Below are 17,034 nucleotides of genomic sequence, written 5' to 3'. Positions count from 1 at the left end.
AGCCCGGATTTCCCCGCGTTTAAGAGGGCAGATCGGAAATCAGAGGTAACAGGCTGCGACACTTGAGCAATTCAGGGTTTTGCCCTGCGGCTTTCTCGGCCGTGCCAAGTCTGCTACCAGCGGCCGGTTATCTGGCTAAAACCGTTTGAGGCCGACATGCAGTTTATCGATCTTGGCGCGCAGCGCGAACGCATCCGCGACAGGCTGAAAGCCGCAATCGACCGGGTTGTCGACGAAGGCCGCTATATTCTCGGACCTCAGGTCACCGAACTCGAAAACAAGCTCGCCGCCTATATCGGCACCAAGCATGTGGTCGCTTGCGCCAACGGCACCGATGCGCTGCTGCTGCCGCTGTTTGCCGCCGGCATCGGCCCGGGCGACGCGGTGTTCGTGCCGAGCTTCACCTTCGCCGCCACGGCCGAAGTGGTGGCGCTGACCAAGGCCGAACCGGTGTTCGTCGATGTCGATGCCGACAGCTACAATATCGACATCGCCAGCCTCGAGGCGGCAATCGCCATGATCAAGGCGGAGGGCCGGCTGAGGCCGAAGGCAATCATTCCCGTCGACCTGTTCGGCCTCGCCGCCGATTACGAGGCGATCATGGCCATCGCCGATCGCGAAGGCCTGATGGTCATCGAGGATGCGGCGCAGGCGACCGGCGGCTCGGCTCACGGCAAGATGTGCGGCTCGTTCGGCACCGTCGGCTCGACCAGCTTCTATCCGGCAAAGCCGCTCGGCTGCTATGGCGACGGCGGTGCGATGTTCACCAATGACGATGCGCTGGCCGAACAGCTGCGCTCGTTCGCCTTTCACGGAAAGGGCGAAACGCAATACGACAATGTCCGCGTCGGCATCAATTCACGGCTCGACACGCTGCAGGCGGCGATCCTGATAGAGAAGCTGGCCATTCTCGAAGACGAGATGGTGGTGCGGCAAGCGGTCGCCAATCGCTATGCCGAAGGTCTCGGCGATATCGTCAAGGCAGCGCGCAATCTGGGCGGCGGCCGCTCGGCCTGGGCGCAATACGCCATCGAAACGCCGAAACGCGACGGGCTCAAGGCACATCTCGGTGAAAAGGGCATTCCGTCGGTCATCTACTATGTGAAACCGCTGCACAGCCAGATTGCCTATCGCGATTATCCGCGCACGCCGACCGGCCTTGCCGTTTCGGAAGAGCTGCCGAAGCGCATCCTGTGCCTGCCGATGCATCCCTATCTGAGCGAGGCTGACCAGGACCGGATCATCGAAACAATCCGTAACTATATCGGCTCGAATTCGGCGCATGTAGCGGCGGCATAAATTCGAAAGTTTCGAAGCGTGGTCGCGGAATACATCGACGAGTTCATCATGTTCTGCGCCGGGTTGTGGATGGCTGGCGTCGGCTTCGGATTTTTCTCGGACCCCTCTCAAGCTCGCCCGGGCCAACAGCAGGCATGGTGGACCAACTTTGGAACCCATTTTAAATGGATGGGGCCGCTGTTGATCCTCATCGCGATAGTGCTCGCGTTCGCGGCACCTTCCTAGATGCGGCGCCGGCAACAGGCTCGCCATTGACGGCATCGCTGATCAACAACGGACCGTTCACCTCAAACTGGGGCGGTCGGTTCCGATTTCGGGATGCTTTGCTCTGCGCCGAAGCATAGTCTGCACCTGTTTTCCCTCTAGGCTGGCTATTTTCATGAAGAAGATTGGTTTCCTCTCGTTCGGGCATTGGACGCCCTCGCCGCAATCGCAGACGCGGACGGCAGCCGACGCGCTTTTGCAGTCCGTCGAGCTGGCCGTCGCGGCCGAGGAATTGGGTGCGGACGGCGCGTATTTCCGCGTGCATCACTTCGCGCGCCAGCTCGCCTCGCCCTTCCCGCTGCTGGCAGCGGTTGGGGCGAAGACCAGCCGAATCGAGATCGGCACGGCGGTGATCGACATGCGCTATGAGAACCCGCTCTACATGGCCGAGGACGCCGGCGCCGCCGACCTAATCGCCGGAGGGCGTCTGCAGCTGGGCATCAGCCGCGGCTCGCCGGAGCAGGTGATCGAGGGATGGCGCTACTTCGGCTACGCCCCGCAAGAGGGCGAGAGCGATGCCGACATGGCCCGCAGACACACCGGAGTGCTGCTCGAAGTGTTGCTGGGCAAAGGCTTTGCGCAGCCCAACCCGCGGCCGATGTTTCCCAACCCGCCTGGCCTGCTTCGCGTCGAGCCGCACTCGGAGGGCCTGCGCGAGCGCATCTGGTGGGGCGCCGCCACAAACGCCACCGCCGAATGGGCGGCGAAGCTGGGGATGAACCTGCAGAGTTCCACGCTCAAATTCGACGAAGGCGGAAAGCCGTTTCACATCCAGCAGGCCGAACAGATCAGGGCTTTTCGTGAGGCCTGGAAGGCGGCCGGACACACGCGCGAGCCGCGGGTGTCGGTGAGCCGGAGCATTTTTGCGCTGGTCGACGATCGCGACCGGGCCTATTTCGGCGGCAACCAGAGCGGAGATCATTTCGGTTACATCGAGGCAGACAGACGCGCGGTGTTCGGCCGCTCCTATGCCGCCGAACCGGACGTCCTGATCGAGCAGCTAAAGGGCGACGAAGCCATCGCCGAGGCCGATACGCTGCTGCTTACCGTCCCCAACCAGCTCGGCGTCGACTACAATGCCCATGTCATCGAGGCGATCCTGACCCATGTCGCCCCTGGCTTGGGCTGGCGCTGACGCGCGACTTTGTTGGAAAAACCCACGGCGGTCGATACGATGCTCGCGTTCTAGCGGTCTCACGGCTGCTTCCCGTCGGCTCGTTTCAGCATCGCAAATGCGCGACTGATCCGTTGCAGCGCTGTGGCGTTGGCCAGCACTGCGTACAGCGCGAACCCACCCGCCAGAATCCAGGGCGAAGCCGCGCCCATGGCGGTCGCGACTCCGTCCGTGGCGAGCAGCACGCAAATGAAAACCAGTCGTTCCATCCGCTCGAAGAAATCCGGCCAACCGTGGTTTTCCACAGGGATTTCCAGCGCCGTCCGCGCCTTGGCGTAACTGGTCAGGATCCCGCCGGCGAACGCGAACATTGCGATCGCCCACAGATCGGCGACCCAGCCGATTGCCGCAAAGACGGCCAATTCCTGATAACGGTCGACGACGGCATCGAAATAGCCACCGGCCTTGGTGCTCATATTTGTCCGGCGGGCTACCGCACCGTCCAGCGCATCGAAGGTGAAGGCAAACGCCAGGCAAAGGCCAAAGGCAAGACTTGAATGGTGATAGACATAGGCGGCCGAGGACAAAGCGACGAGCACGAGCCCGCTAGCCGTAACCTGGTTCGGCGTCATGCCGATCCCGATCAGCGGAGAGGCGGCCTGCTCCCATAGCGGGTCGATGCGACTTTTCATGAGACCGGCGATCATGGCGGCTCCTCTGATGATGTCGTTTCACCGAGCTTTACCAGCAATTTGCGGGTTTGTTCCACCGTCGCTAACGTTCCAATTGGTCAAAGCGGGCCGAGACCGGGCTCAGCAACATTCTCAACTCGCCGCAACAGCGATTTCTTTCGACGAATGCGGCCGGCGGAATAAGGCGCTCGCCAAGCTGACGGAGCAAATCGGCCGGCGGTCTGGCGGCCGCACCCGAACGATGTGACTATGATTGCTTGCCATCCGTCGGAAGCCGGCCGAAACTCGATGCATAAATTTTCACCCAAGTTTGCCTACCTGCTCGCGACCTCTCTTGGCGCGGGATTATCTCCAATATGGCCGGGCACGGTCGGCGCAATGGTTGGAGTGGCGGTTGCTGCAGCTCTGATACCTGCATCGCCTTGGCTGACCGTGCTTGCCTATGCGGCACTGTTCGCCGTTGGCGTATGGGCGTCATCGCATGTTATCTCCCGTACCGGGACGGAGGATCCGCAGATCGTCGTCATCGATGAGACCTTCGGCGCCGCCGCCACACTTTCCATGCTTCCGATCGACCCACTCTGGTGGGCAGCAGGCTTCCTTGCTTTCCGGTTTTTCGACGTCCTCAAGCCTTGGCCCATCCGTATCATGCATGACAAGGTAAGGGGTGGGGCCGGCATTATGCTGGACGACGCGGCCGCGGCTGTCGCCGCTGGGGCGTTGCTGCTCCTGCTGAACGGTTTGATTAACCATTTGCGGTAACGGCGACATTCGGTCTGCCAAGGCCACGGTGGTCCATCGGAGTTTAGCGCCACAAGGGAAGACCGGACCGATGCGAAGCCACAGGATCGCGGCCATTCCAGGCGATGGGATCGGCAAGGGAGTCGTAGCGGCCGGGCTTCGTGCGCTGGCCGTCTGCGCCCTGGCATCGCCCGCATTCCCGGCGACGACATCGGCGTGCCAGAACGCAGGAGGCATCCGCACTCGCCGCCGCTCACCGATGGTGTTCGTGTGCCTGAGTACGGAAACCAAACCCATCAAGTGTTTCGATCAGCACCTGTACGCGATCAGGCACACCGTGCATTGACCGCCACGCGACAAAGCCGTCCGGCCTGACCAAGGCGGCACCGCCGCTTTCAACCCCGAGCGCGGAAGGCCACCGATGGTCCAAGTCAATCAGATCCCCATTGGCACCCAAGGCGTGGCAGGTCAGCGGCATACGGAGGCGTTGGCTTACGGCGTCAGCGGCCTGACACCATGCTTCGTCGGCGCAGAGGAGAAGAAGATCGCGATCGCACAAATCGAGACTCGAAATCCGCTGGCCGGCGCGCCCGACCGCGAAATGCGGTAAACGCGTGCCAGGGCGACCCGACAGCTCGACGGATTTTTGGAACGGGTGATCGTCCGGTGTGGATTCCCGAGCCACGATGCCTGCAGTGTAGCGTTGGCCAAATACCACGTCGTAATCCTCGACGATCGCAACAGGAGGAGGCAACCGCTTCGACGGATCGTCGAACCATTTCTGTAGGCGGGCGAGCGCTTGCGCTAACGTAGCCTCGATGACCGGCCGGCGCTCCATGTCATAGCTATCCAGCAACGAGGGATCGGCATGCCCGCGTGCTACCATCGCAAGCTTCCAGGCAAGGTTATGGGCGTCGTGGATACCTGAATTGCCACCGAAAGCGCCTGTTGGGGGCATCACATGTGCGGCATCCCCCACAAGAAACGCGCGGCCTCGGCGGAATTGGCGCGCTGTGAGGGCGGCCACTTCCCAGGAGCGCGCATCGACAAGCCTCGTCGTGATGTCCGACCGGCCCGCACCTCGTATGATCAGTTCCCTGCACTTGGCTTCATCAAAATCCTGTGGTTTCTCGCCCTTTTCGGGAAAGTACTGGAGCGCCAGAAGCCATCGTCCACCCTCCCTGGGCGTGAAGGTCCCGTTGAGGTCCGTCACGAAGCACGACGTGAAGCGCTTGCCGCCTATCGTCGGAGGCATGTCCATGTCAAAGACTACATTCATCCAGTTCTGAAGGCCGCCTGCCCCGCTGCGGCTGATCTCCAGCCTCTCTCGCAGGGAACCGTTCGCACCGTCCGCGACGATCAGATAGTCGGCCGAGATGACCTCCTTTGCGTAAGTCGCGATATCGCGAATTTCCGCGCGGACGACGGTCTCGTCCTCATCGAAAGTCACCAGCTCCGTGCTAAAACGCACGTCTGCACCGTTCCGCTCGGCGTAGCGGCGCAGAATCGGTTCCAGGACGTGCTGATCACACGTCGCCGGTTGCGTGGGGCTGAGGGCACTTGCATCCGGCCACGCCGGTCCGCCCCATTGAATCTCCGGATCGGCGAGATTCCTGGCGCGCGCAATAGCGCCTGCCTGCTGGTCCCCCGTCCGATTTGTACGAATCTCCTCCTCGAGGCCGAGGCTTCGGAAAATCTCCATGCTGCGCGGGGAGATGCCGGCAAACTTGTACTGGATTGACGTGTCGGGATGACGCTCGACGAGGACACACGCAATGTCGTTGTGAGCCAATAGGGCGGCCGCCGTCAGACCGTTCAGGCCGCCTCCGACGACGAGAACCGTGGTATTGGTCATCTCGGATCTCCTCTCATTGCTTTGACCACAAAAACATTTTGATTGATCAAATCATATGATTGGTCCAAGTATGTGTCAAGACTCGAAGGAGCGTGGAATGAGACCGAGCCAAGATCGCTTGCAGCACGCCACCGAGGCATGGCGCCTGATGTTTGATTTCCTGATCCGGTCCGCGCCGGACCGGTTGGAGATCCAGCGGAAATTGGGCCTGACGCCCAACGACTCCCGCGCCCTCTTCACCCTCGACAAAGACGCGGGCAAGCCGATCGGCGCATTGGCTGCTCAATGGCAGTGCGATCCATCGACGGCGACCTGGCTGGTCGACCGGCTTGAGCAGGCGGGGCTCGCCGCACGTGTTCCGTCGCCAAGCGATCGCCGTGTCAAACTTGTCAAGCTTACGGCCAAGGGTGCTGCAACCATTGAGGAATTGACAAGGGAATATCACAAGCCCCCGCCCGAGATACTTGCGCTTCCACGCGCTGATCTGGATCAGTTGATCGGCCTCGTAAGAAAGTTACAGGCTGGCAAATCCGTGAGTTGATCCTATCCCAGAAAGGCACTGGCTAGGATCGGGTAGCGCCGCGTCACACTTTCCATGCTGCCGCTCGAGCCGCTCTGGTAATCGGCAGGTTCCTTGCTTTCCGGTTTTTTTGACGTGGTCAACCTTGGCCCATCCTATCGCGCATGAGAAGGTAAGGGGTGGGTTCGGCATCATGCTGGACGACGCAGCGGCGGCCGTGGCCGCCGGGATGCTGCTGCTGCTGAAGAAGACCATTTGAACGTTGTCGCAATGGCGACATCAGTCTGGTTGCGTCTCGACTTTCAGCATCACGCCTCTTCCAGTCTGCGTACACGAGCCCTGACCCCATTGCCGATGGCATCAGCGACTTCCGCAGGAAAATCCTTTGGGAGCGATGCAGAAACCAGTTCGACCGCCGCTAGCGCCTGTTGGCGCAGCTCATCAAAGATCGCCTTGACGGGTTTCGGACCGATCCCTGCTTTGGCGGCGGTCTGGATAAAATGGCGTGGCATGACGCTGTCGACGAGGTAGTGGCGTGTGTCACCAATGGCCATCGCCAGTTTCATTTTGTTGTGCTTGATCTGTCCCGCATCAAGGCTGGGCTGCGCTGAAATCACATCATAGAGCGGCGTTATGCGGAACCGGCCGCCGGGAGAAAGAAAGACGCTAAAATTCTTGGCGTGCCCATCTGTGGCGCCGAGAAGCCAAAAGGCAACCACGGCTTTTAAAACCGCAGCTTGATCTACCTCCGGTTGGTCGCTTCCCTTCATCAAATTGAGGATAGCCGGAACGCCAGGCCCGCCGTCGGATTCGTATTTCAGTGACGGCGGCACAGAAAGGGCCTGGCAGCAGTCTTCCTGGGGCAAACGCAGGAGACGATTGTCACTGGTCCATCGGCGATCGAACCGCTCGACCGCGAGCACGCGATTGCCTTCGAACTCTTCGATTGCGACGACGGCGCTCGGGAGCCCTAGGGCGGTTGTCAGCTTGAGGCAGAAAAATTCGTTCTCGACACTGAAGGAAAGGTCGATGCCATTTGGCAACCGTCCAATCTGTGGTTTGAGGATGTGCGTCGTGGCAGTCGTCGCCAGCGGCTTGTACCAACGTCCTTTCCAGAACAAGAGCGCAGTCTTTTCCTGAGCGCCAGCGATCGAGATCCGGAAGTCCTCGTCCTCGCCAAGCCCAAGGGGAGCCGATGCCAGATCGCGGAGAAGATGGGCAATCTCGGTATCGTCAACGGGTTTGCCGTTGACAATACCAGCGGGGCCTGGCTCGACACCATCCGGCAGGAATTGCAATGCGCCGACACAATCGCGTCCGACAGCGGCAAGCAGGTCGTAGGCGTCTATTCCTTGAGCATGAACACGCTCCGCCATACGGCGGCGAATGGGGATGTTGTCGGGCAGGAGATTGTCGAAGACGGCGATGACGGGCGCACCGATATAACGATCTTCACGCAGAGGCAGTGATAGCGAGACGGGCAGCGCGTGCTCCCAAGCAAGCCAAGACGGATCGTACTGAAAATCGATCGCGCCGCTGGATTGTCTATTCAGCCGCCCGACGAGACGGCTGTTCAAGAAGATATTTAGCGGGATGTGCCGCCGCGGACGAGCCATCAGAAGATGTCCTCGATCTCGGCCGGCTTTGCCTTGGTCCGAGGGCGGACGACGAATTCGAGGTCGAGCGCTGCGAGAATGTCGCAAAGCGTTCCGAGCTGGGTCCCAGGCGCGCCACTCTCGACGGCCGAGATGGTCGCCTGACGCAGCATCGTTTGGTCCCCGACATTGGTCTGGTTCAGGCGGAGCTTGCGACGCTGCCGGCGGACGGCATCTCCAATCTGCTTGGGTGTTCGGGCGATTTGGTCCACAGCGTACCTCTCTGGCCATGGTATTATACGCTCGCGCAGATAAATTTCAATATACGCTCTTCCGTATCAAACTCTGTATACTCGGAAGCGTATATGCAGCAAATATGGTCGGGCGTATGATCTTCGATCCGCATGGACCGTCATGGCCATGCTTTCAGCTTGTCCGGCCGCCGCCGGCCAATGTGACCGAAGCGAATAGTCGGCATGCTCATAAAGCTCCAAGGCAAAGTGAGGTCAGTCCTAGCAGACTGCGGCAACGGATCGGTTTTTCAAACGGATGTTGCGGCACTCACCCAATCGAGTCGTGCGGCAGGGACAAGGCCATAATTGTAAAAATTGATGCCGTCGACATCCGGCGCCATCGCAGCTTTCACCTTGGCGGTGAGGATGTCGGGGCCTGCCATTTCCGGATAGAACAGCCGGTAGCCGGCGCCGAGGAACTTTTCCACGCCAAGGGCTGCGCGTCCGGCCGCCATCAGGCTGGCGACATCGCCTGGCTGCATGTCGTAGGCACACAGGATTGCCCCGTCACAGACCTTGCCGAGCGCCGCGAGATCGCAGCCGCCAAGCCAACCGTCTTTCAAATCGATGATGACAACGCGGGTCGCCGGATTGGCCACCTCGCGCAGTTCGGCGACCAGGCTGGTCACCGGTTCGAACCGCCACAGCAGGTAGCCATGGAGTTCCGGCCATGGCAAAAAAGTGTCGGGGCCGCTCCCCGGAAAGTCTGGAAAGCGCCGTTCGGGCACGGCGCGCTCGCAGGTCTCGACGATCCATTGCCCGACGAGCTTGCGCGCTACTTCGCCGTCGACGCCGGCCTCGGCCGCGCGCGCAAGGCAAGACGGACAGAAACAGATCGACAACAGAAAATCGTCTTCCGGCGTCAGCCCGACACCATCTTTCTCATGATGGTATTCGTGGGCGAAGCCCATGAAGGACGGGCTTTCAAGCTCGATCCGGTCCGGCCTGTAGCTGTGCGAGATATCGGCGATCAGCGCGCGGACATAAGCGCGTGCTTCCGGATGTGATGGGCAGAGATTGTAGTAGTTGGCATCGCCGAAGGCGTTGCGGGTTACGGCCTGCGGATGAAGCATGCCGAGCCGGGTGTTGTGCAAGCAGACCGTCCAGCACGAAACGCCGAGCCCGCCCACCTCGCGCCGGCGCACAAGGTCGCCAAGCACATCGCCGCCTTCCATGATCACGTCCGCCACCTTGGGCTGGATGGCAAGGTCGGCCCAGTGTGCCGCATCTGGCTTAAAATAGATGGTTCCGTCTTCCGGAAAATAGGCTTTCCGGCGCGGGCTGCGCGGCTGCAGGAACCGGCCAGCGTGATAGGAAGTCGCCAGACTGATCATGTTGAGCCCGGCACGCTCGACAAGATCGCGCTCGACCGTCTCCAAGCCCAGATCCTGGACATCCCAAGGATAGGTCCACATGGACAGTTGCATCCGGTTATCCTCAGTCTTGATCCCGATATTGGCGTATGGTCGGGAGGGCTTCTTATCAGTCGACCGGCTCGGCGACCTGCATGAGGCAGTCTCCCGCCTCGCACATCGTGTGCAGCCGCCGCGAAAGCACAATGCCGCTTTCGACAAAGTGCAGGGCTTGCTCGGCGAGGTCGAGCCGTTCGAGGTCGTGGTACCAGCCCGCCAGTTGGCCTGAAGTCACGCTGTCGCCCAGCCTGACTGCCGGCTCGAACCAACCACGGCTTGTGGCATAAAGGCCCTGACTGTGCCGAGACAACGAAAGAAGCCGCGTCGGCGCCGAAGGCCCGGTTGCGGGTGCAAGAACCGGCGCCTCAACCACTCCCAAGGCGGCCATCAGGGCGTCGAGTGCGCGGGCTGTAATCTCCATCGTATCGACCGTGACCGTGCCACCGCCGCCGAACTCTCCGCTGACGCCGATGGCGCCGGCCCGGCGCGCCGCACCCATGGAGGTCGGTGAGGCCTGGCCGTTGTCGGCCACGAACCCATATGGCATGCTGAGCGTCCGCATTAGCTCTACACCGCGCCGGTGCCGGTCGGGATCGGTATTGTGCTCGACAAGCGCGGTCGGCAGATGCTCCATCGAGGTGCCGCCAGAATGAATGTCGAAGATGACGTCGTGGCGGGGAAACAGTTCCATCTCCAGGAAATTGGCAAGCCGGCTTGTTGGCGTGCCTGACGGGTCGCCCGGAAAGGCGCGGTTGAGATTGCCGCCGTCGAGTGGCGAGCAGCGCTTTGCGGCGATCACCGCCGGCACGTTCGCCATCGGCAGGATGGTGACGCGACCCTTGATCCGCTTGGGATCGAGCCGGCGCACCAGCTTTGCGAGCGACAGCTCGCCTTCGTATTCGTCGCCGTGATTGCCGGCCATCAGAAGCACCGACGGGCCCTCGCCGTTGCGGACAAGGCAGATCGGGACCTTGACCTGGAAATAGGGCGAACGGTCGATCGAAAACGGAATGCTGAGATGGCCGAGTGTCTTGCCGTCCCGGTCGAAGTCGAGCGTATGGCTGAGGCCGGTGTGCATGGCGGCGGCTCAGACAGCTGCGATCGCAGTGACCTCTATGCGGAGGTCGGGATCGGCGAGACGCGCCTCGACACAGGCGCGCGCCGGCAGGCGCGCAGGATCCACCCAGGCATCGTAGATGCTGTTCATGGCATCGAAGTCGGCGATCTGCGGCAGGAAGATGTTGATCGCCACTAGCCTCGACTTGCTGCTGCCGGCCTCGACGAGGAGCGCCTCGACCTTGGAGAGTACGTCGCGCGTCTGACCCTCGATGCCGGCCTTGCGGTCGTCTGCCACCTGGCCTGCGATGTGCACGAGGCCGCCATAGACGACCGCCTGGGACATGCGGGAGCCGGACTGGAAGTACTTGATCATATCAGATCCTTTCGAGGTTCTCTTTTTTGGAAGTGGCCGCGATATCTGGTCAGCCGAAATAGGTGGGAAAGGCGTGGCGGACATACCCGTCCGCGTCGGCGCCGAAAATCACGCGATAGCGATCGAGACAGGTGCAGGGGTGCGAGATGCCGAATTCAACGACGTCACCAACGGCAATATCGTCGCCCGACGCAATTGTAAGGAAGGCGTGCTGGTCGTTGAGCTTGAAGACCTCGGCACGCGCTTTCGGCAGCTGCTTGCCGGCACGAAAGATGGTCACGACCTTCGGAAAGCCCTGGTCGAACGACACGTCGCGCATGCCCATACCGCAGATAGCAAGGCTGGGCTCCGGCCGCGACAGTACCTCGGCCCACAGGCGCAAAGCCGGTTGGAAGGAATTTCGTGCGGAAGCACTGACGCCGCCGATCGCAAAACCGTCGCGGGCATCGAGTGCGCCGAGCGACCTGTCGTAGACGCCATGGTCGTGAAAGAAGATGGCGCCGCTGCGCAGCACCAACGTGGCATTGCCGTCCCTGGAGACGAGGGGCGAAAGCGCTGCGACCACCTTGTCGAAGTACACCGAGCCGCCGGCGGTGACGATCAGCGGGGTGTCGCCGCCGACGCGGGCGCGGAGCCGCAGGAACATATCGGCTGTTATTGCCAACAGGGCGGATATCGCCTCATCGGTGCGGCCAGGATCGGCTTGCGCCGCGGCACCTTCGTAGGCTGCGACGCCGGCGATCAGCAGCCGCCCTCCGGCTGCTACAACCGCGTCGGCGATCGCCTCGGCTTCGCCGGTGGTCCGGGCGCCTGCCCTCCCCACACCAAGTTCGACGAGCACGCGCAATGGCGGCAGCGTCGCATTGGCGCGCCAAGCTTCAGCAAGCGCATTCACTGCGTCGAAAGAGTCGGCAAAAACGTAGAACTCGGCGCTTGGCCAGGCGCCGACAAGGACAGCAAGTCGGTTCGCACCACCTGGTCCGCCGACCTCATTGGCGATGATCAGCCGAGAGAGCCCGGCTCTGAGCATCACTGTGGCCTGCCTTATGTCGGCGACGGTCGTGCCCCATGCTCCGGCCTCGATCAGCGACCGGGCAAGGTCAGGCGCCATCGGGGTCTTGGCATGCGGGGCGATCACGGCGCCCTGTTCTCGCGCATACCCCAGGAACAGGTCACGATTGGCGATGAAGGCCTCCTCGTCGAGGGTCAACACCGGCAACGACATACGTCCATGCGCTGGATGCCAGCGCTCAGATGCGACAAAGCTGCTGTCCAGCCCGATGGTGCCAGGCGGCACGCCGCGGATACGATCGTCGAGCAGGAAATTTTCACGGGTCGCGAGCGACAGTACGGGTGAGTTTTCGGTCATCCGATGCTAGTCCTTTCGCTTTCGCAGGATGAAGTCCGGATCGATTTCCGATGCCGGCCACACCATGAGAGAGATACGTGCCAAAGCGTTACTGCGGACCGATCATCGATGCCCACCATCACCTTTGGGATCTCGGCCTCGGCCGCCATCCCTGGCTCACGCCCACGGCTGGCGAACGCGGCGGTCTGGGCGAGCTTGGCCCCTTGCGGCGAAACTACCTTCCTGAAGATTATTTGCGCGACGCCGGCCAGCACAGTGTCGTCGCCACCGTCCATGTTGAAGCCGGTTGGGCCGGGGATGACTGCGTCGGTGAAACGCGGTGGCTTGAAACCCTCGACAAGTCGCGCGGCGTGGCCGCCCGTTACGTCGTTCACGTACCTCTGGCGAACCGCCAAGCGCCGGCGCTGGTCCAGGCGCAGGCGGCATTCGACCGTGTCGTCGGCGTACGCGACATATTGAGCTGGGATCCGAATCCCGCCCGTCGTTTTGCCGCCCGCGACGGCATCATGGACGATCCGGCCTGGCGTGCCGGCCTGTCCCTGCTTGGGCGCCGCCGGCTGGTTTTCGACCTGATGGTGTTTCCGCGCCAGCTCACCGGCGCGGCGCGCCTCGCAGCGGCCTTTCCGGACCAGCTCTTTGTTCTCAACCATTGCGGCAGCCCGGTCGATCGCGATGCGGACGGGATGCGGGTGTGGCGCGAAGGGCTGCGGCTTTTGTCGGAGCGCGAGAACGTCGCTATCAAGATATCGGATCTGGTCGCCTACGATCATGATTGGACGCTCGACAGCCTAAGGTCGGTTGTCATGCATTGCATCGACTGTTTCGGTACGCGGCGCGCGATGTTCGGCAGCGACTTTCCAGTCGCCGGCCTGCATGCATCGTTCGATGCGGTGTATGACAGCTTCAAGGCCATTGCAGGAGAGCTTTCCGCGGACGAGCAGACGGCACTGTTCTACGGCAATGCACGGCGCATTTATCGGCTGGAGGATATGTCATCGGCGGGCCTGCTCTCTGCCTGAGAGAAGCAGCAGCCCCAGGATCAGCGACCCGAACAGGATACTGCGCCAGCCGGGCGATGCGTTGACCACGGTGATCAGCGCCGTGATCGTAACCAGCAGGATGGCGCCGGGGATGGTGCCGGCATAGGTGCCGAGCCCGCCGAGGATCGAGGTGCCGCCAAGCACCACGGCGGCAATCGAGGCGAGCAGATAAGGATCGCCGATACCGACATAGCCTTGTCCGTTCATGCCGAGGACCAACACACCGGCAAGTCCCGCACAGAAGCCGCTGATGCCGTAGACCGCCAGCGTGGTCGAGGCGACGGGAACCCCGGACAGCGCCGCGGCGAGCGGATTGGCGCCCATCGCGAATATCCGGGCGCCAAGGGATGTCGCATGCATCGTGGTCAGAACGATCACTGAAATGACCACCCACAAAAGCACGCCTGCCGGAATACCGACCGGCCGCGCATTGCCGAGCCAGCGGACCAGCGGGTTCTCGGCGGTCACGGCACTGCCGCCGGCGATGATGATCAGCAGACCTTGCAGGAATGTCGCCATCGCCAGTGTCATGATCATTGGATGAACGCGCAACAGCGCCACGCCCAGCCCGTTCACCAGACCGATTGCGCTCGTCAACGTGAGAACTGCAAGAACGGCGGTGAGCCCTGTCGGATCCGCCTGCCACGAAAGCAGCGGCAGGCTGACAGCGCTAACCGTGACGATCGCCGCGACGGAAAGGTCGATGCCGCCGGCAATCACCACGAAAGTTTGGCCCGCCGCGACCAGGCCGATCACCGCGCCCAATTCAACCAAATAGCGCAAATGCCCATAAGCGCCGAAGCCAGGTGAAGCGAAGCTCGCCGCGATCCATACCGCCGCAACTATAGCGATCGTAAGGAAGGGCCGGCTGCGCAGAATCGTCACGGCGCGCCTGCCGCTCACGCTGTCTTTCCGTGCTGTCATTGCTGCACCTTGCGGAATTGCGGGATGGCGACCGCCCCGATGATGATGAGGCCCTGGGCGACATATTGGGCGACCGGCGTGAAGCCGAGGAAGAACATGACACTGATCATCAGGCTGAGCAGCAGGCTGCCCGCAAGAGCGCCGCGCATGGTACCCTGGCCGCCGAGGAAACCGATGCCGCCGAGCACTGCGGCGGCAATGGAATTCAGCGTGAACGCCGTGCCGATGACTGGATCGCCCGAACCCGTTTGCGCGGCGATGAACAGGCCGGCGCCTGTGCAAAGCAGTCCGCTAATCGCGTAGGCGGCGATCCGGGCACCGTCGACCGGCACGCTGGAGCGGTAGGCGCCGACGGGATTTTCGCCTGCAGCATAGATGCTCAAACCAAGCGGCGTGGCGAGATAGAGTTTCCACAAAAGCACGATGAGTACCAGCAGCACGAATGCCGCCGGCGTGTTGCCGGCAAGCAGGTCCGACAGCCACTCGGGTATGGCGCCGCCCGGCCTCGGCAGGATGAGCAGGGCAGCGCCGCCGATAATGAAGGAGCCAGCGAGCGTCACCACGATTGCCGGCAACCGAAGTTTCACGACGATGAACCCGATCGCGGCACCGATGCCGAGACCGGTCAGCGCCACCGCAGCGGCACCCCCGGCTACGCCCAGCGGCCCAGTCATCGTCGTCGCAGCGATCACCGCGCCCAGGCTGACCATGGCACCGATGGCCAGGCTTATGCCGCCGGTGAGCATGAGGATCGCCTGGGCCATGGCGACCAGCGCCAGCGGAAACCAGCTCTGGGTGAATTTGGCGAAACCGGACGCTGTCAAGAGGCCGGGAAACAGGGAACCGTAGGCAATGACGAACGCCAGGACCACAGCGAACAGGCTGCGCACGCCGACATTGCGGCGCAGCTGAACCGGCCAGTAGAGCGCGCCGGCTTGGCTTGAGGATGCAACCGCGCTCATGCCGCAACTTTCTGCTGTTCGGCACCCATTGCGGCGGAAACGATGGCTTCCTCGCTCAGTGCCTCGCGCTCGAGCATGGCCACGATGCGGCCTTCGCGGACCACGCCGACGCGGTCGCAAAGGTGCACCAGTTCGGGTGTGTCGGAACTGAGCAGCACGATCGCCTTGCCGGCGGCGGCGAGTTTGCGAAGCATCATGTAGATCTCACGCTTGGTCTCGACATCGACGCCGCGCGTCGGGTCGTTGAGGAGAAGTACAAGCGGCTCGTGTGGCATCCATTTCGCCAGCGCGACCTTCTGCTGGTTGCCACCTGAGAGTGCCTGCGCCGGGCGGTCGAGGTCGCCCTTGATGGCAAGCTGGGCGGCGAGACCCTTTGCCATATCGCGCTCGGCACGCCGGCTGCGCAGCTTCAGCGCCGGCAGCCTTGCGAAGGCGGGCAGCATCATATTGGTGATGATGGGATGGATCAGGTGCAAGCCTTCGCGCTTGCGGTCAGCCGGGACATAAGCGAGGCCGAGCGCATTGGCGTTCGGCACGCCGCGGGGCAAACCCGAAACACCGTTAACCGTCGCGGATACCGTCCTGGCGGGGATCGCGCCGTAGAGGCCAAGCAGCAGATCTTCCTGCCCCTGCCCGACCAGGCCGCCAATGCCAAGCACCTCGCCCGTCCTGATGTCGAGATCGACGTCGCGCATCAGGCCGGCCGAAAATTTACGAACCGAGATGGCGTCGGCCGGCGATGGCGAAGGCCGCCATCGTGGAAAGAGATCGCCGGGGTCGCGGCCGACCATCAGCCGTACCAGCCCGGCGGCATCGGTTCCTTCCAGCGAGCAGTCCGCCGTGCAGGTCCCGTCCTTGAGCACGGTGACATGCTGGCACAGCGTCATCACCTCGTTCAGTCGGTGTGAGATGTAGAGAATAGCGATGCCCTCGCCCCGAAGCCTCTCCAGCAGGTCGGTGAGGATTTTTGTCTCAGTTGCCGATAGCGATGAGGTGGGTTCGTCGAGAATGAGCACGCGCGGCCGGCGGTAAAGCGCCTTGGCGATCTCCACCATCTGCCGGCGGCCGAGGGACAGGTGCCCCACCGGCGTAGACAGCGGTTCGTAAAGCCCGACAAGATCGCATGCGGCTTTGGCCCGGACGGCAAGCTCGTTGTAGTCGATCAAGCCGAACCGTTTGGGATAGGCACCGAGCCCGATGTTTTCGGCAATGGACAAGCTGGCCGTCAGGCTCAGTTCCTGCTGGACAACAGCGATCCCGGCCTGTCGCGCATTAGCGGGGGTCATGCGCGAGACCGGGCGCCCATCGACCTCGATCGCCCCGCCGTCCGGGCGCAAGGCGCCGGACAAAAGGTTGATCAGTGTCGACTTACCTGCGCCGTTCTCGCCCAGCAGCGCATGCACGCGGCCCGGCTGGAGAGCGATGGAAACGTTGCGCAGAACGGGGTTGCCGAAGAAGGACTTCGACACCCCCCGCGCGGCGAGAAGCGGAGCCGTGGTTGTCAATGCTACAACCCTTCAGG

17 protein-coding genes are annotated in these 17,034 nt (G+C 62.4%); 6 read left to right on the top strand and 11 right to left on the bottom strand.

Annotation, left to right across the window (positions count from 1 at the left end; all coding sequences use genetic code 11):
* Window positions 1–156 precede the first annotated feature (156 nt).
* The 3 genes from NKI47_RS16135 to NKI47_RS16125 all read left to right on the top strand — a co-directional run bounded on the left by NKI47_RS16135 (window position 157) and on the right by NKI47_RS16125 (window position 2,698).
* A complete protein-coding gene (locus NKI47_RS16135) occupies window positions 157–1,299 on the top strand; it encodes a DegT/DnrJ/EryC1/StrS family aminotransferase (RefSeq protein WP_352591519.1) in 1,143 nt (380 codons plus the stop codon).
* An 18-nt stretch (window positions 1,300–1,317) separates the two neighbouring features.
* A complete protein-coding gene (locus tag NKI47_RS16130; protein WP_352591516.1) occupies window positions 1,318–1,524 on the top strand; it encodes a hypothetical protein in 207 nt (68 codons plus the stop codon).
* Between the two features lie 154 nt (window positions 1,525–1,678).
* The gene (locus tag NKI47_RS16125) at window positions 1,679–2,698 is read left to right on the top strand and encodes an LLM class flavin-dependent oxidoreductase (RefSeq protein ID WP_352591513.1); all 1,020 of its coding nucleotides are present in this window, start codon (window positions 1,679–1,681) and stop codon (window positions 2,696–2,698) included.
* A gap of 59 nt (window positions 2,699–2,757) precedes the next feature.
* Here NKI47_RS16125 and NKI47_RS16120 read toward each other — a convergent pair whose 3' ends face one another.
* The gene (locus NKI47_RS16120; protein ID WP_352591510.1) at window positions 2,758–3,384 is read right to left on the bottom strand and encodes a CDP-alcohol phosphatidyltransferase family protein; all 627 of its coding nucleotides are present in this window, start codon (window positions 3,382–3,384) and stop codon (window positions 2,758–2,760) included.
* A 273-nt stretch (window positions 3,385–3,657) separates the two neighbouring features.
* Between NKI47_RS16120 and NKI47_RS16115 the strand changes: the two genes are divergently transcribed.
* Complete coding sequence (locus NKI47_RS16115; RefSeq protein WP_352591507.1) at window positions 3,658–4,131, top strand: phosphatidylglycerophosphatase A family protein; 474 nt, start codon at window positions 3,658–3,660, stop codon at window positions 4,129–4,131.
* 232 nt (window positions 4,132–4,363) lie between these two features.
* Here NKI47_RS16115 and NKI47_RS16110 read toward each other — a convergent pair whose 3' ends face one another.
* The gene (locus NKI47_RS16110) at window positions 4,364–5,965 is read right to left on the bottom strand and encodes an FAD-dependent monooxygenase (protein WP_352591504.1); all 1,602 of its coding nucleotides are present in this window, start codon (window positions 5,963–5,965) and stop codon (window positions 4,364–4,366) included.
* A gap of 97 nt (window positions 5,966–6,062) precedes the next feature.
* Between NKI47_RS16110 and NKI47_RS16105 the strand changes: the two genes are divergently transcribed.
* Complete coding sequence (locus NKI47_RS16105) at window positions 6,063–6,506, top strand: MarR family winged helix-turn-helix transcriptional regulator (protein ID WP_352591501.1); 444 nt, start codon at window positions 6,063–6,065, stop codon at window positions 6,504–6,506.
* Between the two features lie 287 nt (window positions 6,507–6,793).
* Here NKI47_RS16105 and NKI47_RS16100 read toward each other — a convergent pair whose 3' ends face one another.
* From NKI47_RS16100 to NKI47_RS16075, 6 genes are all read right to left on the bottom strand, one after another.
* Window positions 6,794–8,101, bottom strand: coding sequence for a type II toxin-antitoxin system HipA family toxin (locus NKI47_RS16100; protein ID WP_352591498.1), 1,308 nt, complete (start codon window positions 8,099–8,101; stop codon window positions 6,794–6,796).
* The gene (locus NKI47_RS35130) at window positions 8,101–8,253 is read right to left on the bottom strand and encodes a helix-turn-helix domain-containing protein (RefSeq protein WP_502896956.1); all 153 of its coding nucleotides are present in this window, start codon (window positions 8,251–8,253) and stop codon (window positions 8,101–8,103) included. Before NKI47_RS35130 ends, NKI47_RS16100 begins: the two co-directional genes overlap by 1 nt.
* A gap of 368 nt (window positions 8,254–8,621) precedes the next feature.
* Entirely contained in the window at window positions 8,622–9,800 is a 1,179-nt protein-coding gene (locus NKI47_RS16090; protein WP_352591494.1) for a hypothetical protein, read from the bottom strand.
* A 55-nt stretch (window positions 9,801–9,855) separates the two neighbouring features.
* Window positions 9,856–10,863 (bottom strand): succinylglutamate desuccinylase/aspartoacylase family protein, encoded by a 1,008-nt coding sequence (locus NKI47_RS16085; protein WP_352576835.1) that lies wholly within the window; start codon window positions 10,861–10,863, stop codon window positions 9,856–9,858.
* 9 nt (window positions 10,864–10,872) lie between these two features.
* Complete coding sequence (locus NKI47_RS16080; RefSeq protein ID WP_352591491.1) at window positions 10,873–11,217, bottom strand: RidA family protein; 345 nt, start codon at window positions 11,215–11,217, stop codon at window positions 10,873–10,875.
* Window positions 11,218–11,266: 49 nt separating this feature from the next.
* Window positions 11,267–12,586, bottom strand: a complete 1,320-nt coding sequence (locus NKI47_RS16075) for an alanine racemase (RefSeq protein ID WP_352591488.1) — start codon at window positions 12,584–12,586, stop codon at window positions 11,267–11,269.
* A gap of 77 nt (window positions 12,587–12,663) precedes the next feature.
* Between NKI47_RS16075 and NKI47_RS16070 the strand changes: the two genes are divergently transcribed.
* Window positions 12,664–13,605, top strand: a complete 942-nt coding sequence (locus tag NKI47_RS16070; protein ID WP_352591485.1) for an amidohydrolase family protein — start codon at window positions 12,664–12,666, stop codon at window positions 13,603–13,605.
* Here the strand turns inward: NKI47_RS16070 and NKI47_RS16065 are convergent.
* From NKI47_RS16065 to NKI47_RS16055, 3 genes are read right to left on the bottom strand one after another with little or no spacing between them, the layout of a single operon-like run.
* Window positions 13,579–14,550, bottom strand: a complete 972-nt coding sequence (locus tag NKI47_RS16065) for an ABC transporter permease (RefSeq protein WP_352449116.1) — start codon at window positions 14,548–14,550, stop codon at window positions 13,579–13,581. The genes NKI47_RS16070 and NKI47_RS16065 overlap by 27 nt on opposite strands.
* Window positions 14,547–15,512, bottom strand: a complete 966-nt coding sequence (locus tag NKI47_RS16060) for an ABC transporter permease (protein WP_352591481.1) — start codon at window positions 15,510–15,512, stop codon at window positions 14,547–14,549. The genes NKI47_RS16065 and NKI47_RS16060 overlap by 4 nt, the downstream gene beginning before the upstream one ends.
* Window positions 15,509–17,017 (bottom strand): sugar ABC transporter ATP-binding protein, encoded by a 1,509-nt coding sequence (locus tag NKI47_RS16055; RefSeq protein WP_352591478.1) that lies wholly within the window; start codon window positions 17,015–17,017, stop codon window positions 15,509–15,511. Before NKI47_RS16055 ends, NKI47_RS16060 begins: the two co-directional genes overlap by 4 nt.
* Between the last annotated feature and the right edge of the window lie 17 nt (window positions 17,018–17,034).

It is taken from the genome of Mesorhizobium sp. M0633, from assembly GCF_040320645.1.
GTDB lineage: Bacteria > Pseudomonadota > Alphaproteobacteria > Rhizobiales > Rhizobiaceae > Mesorhizobium.
This window is presented reverse-complemented; position numbering and strand designations above follow the sequence as displayed.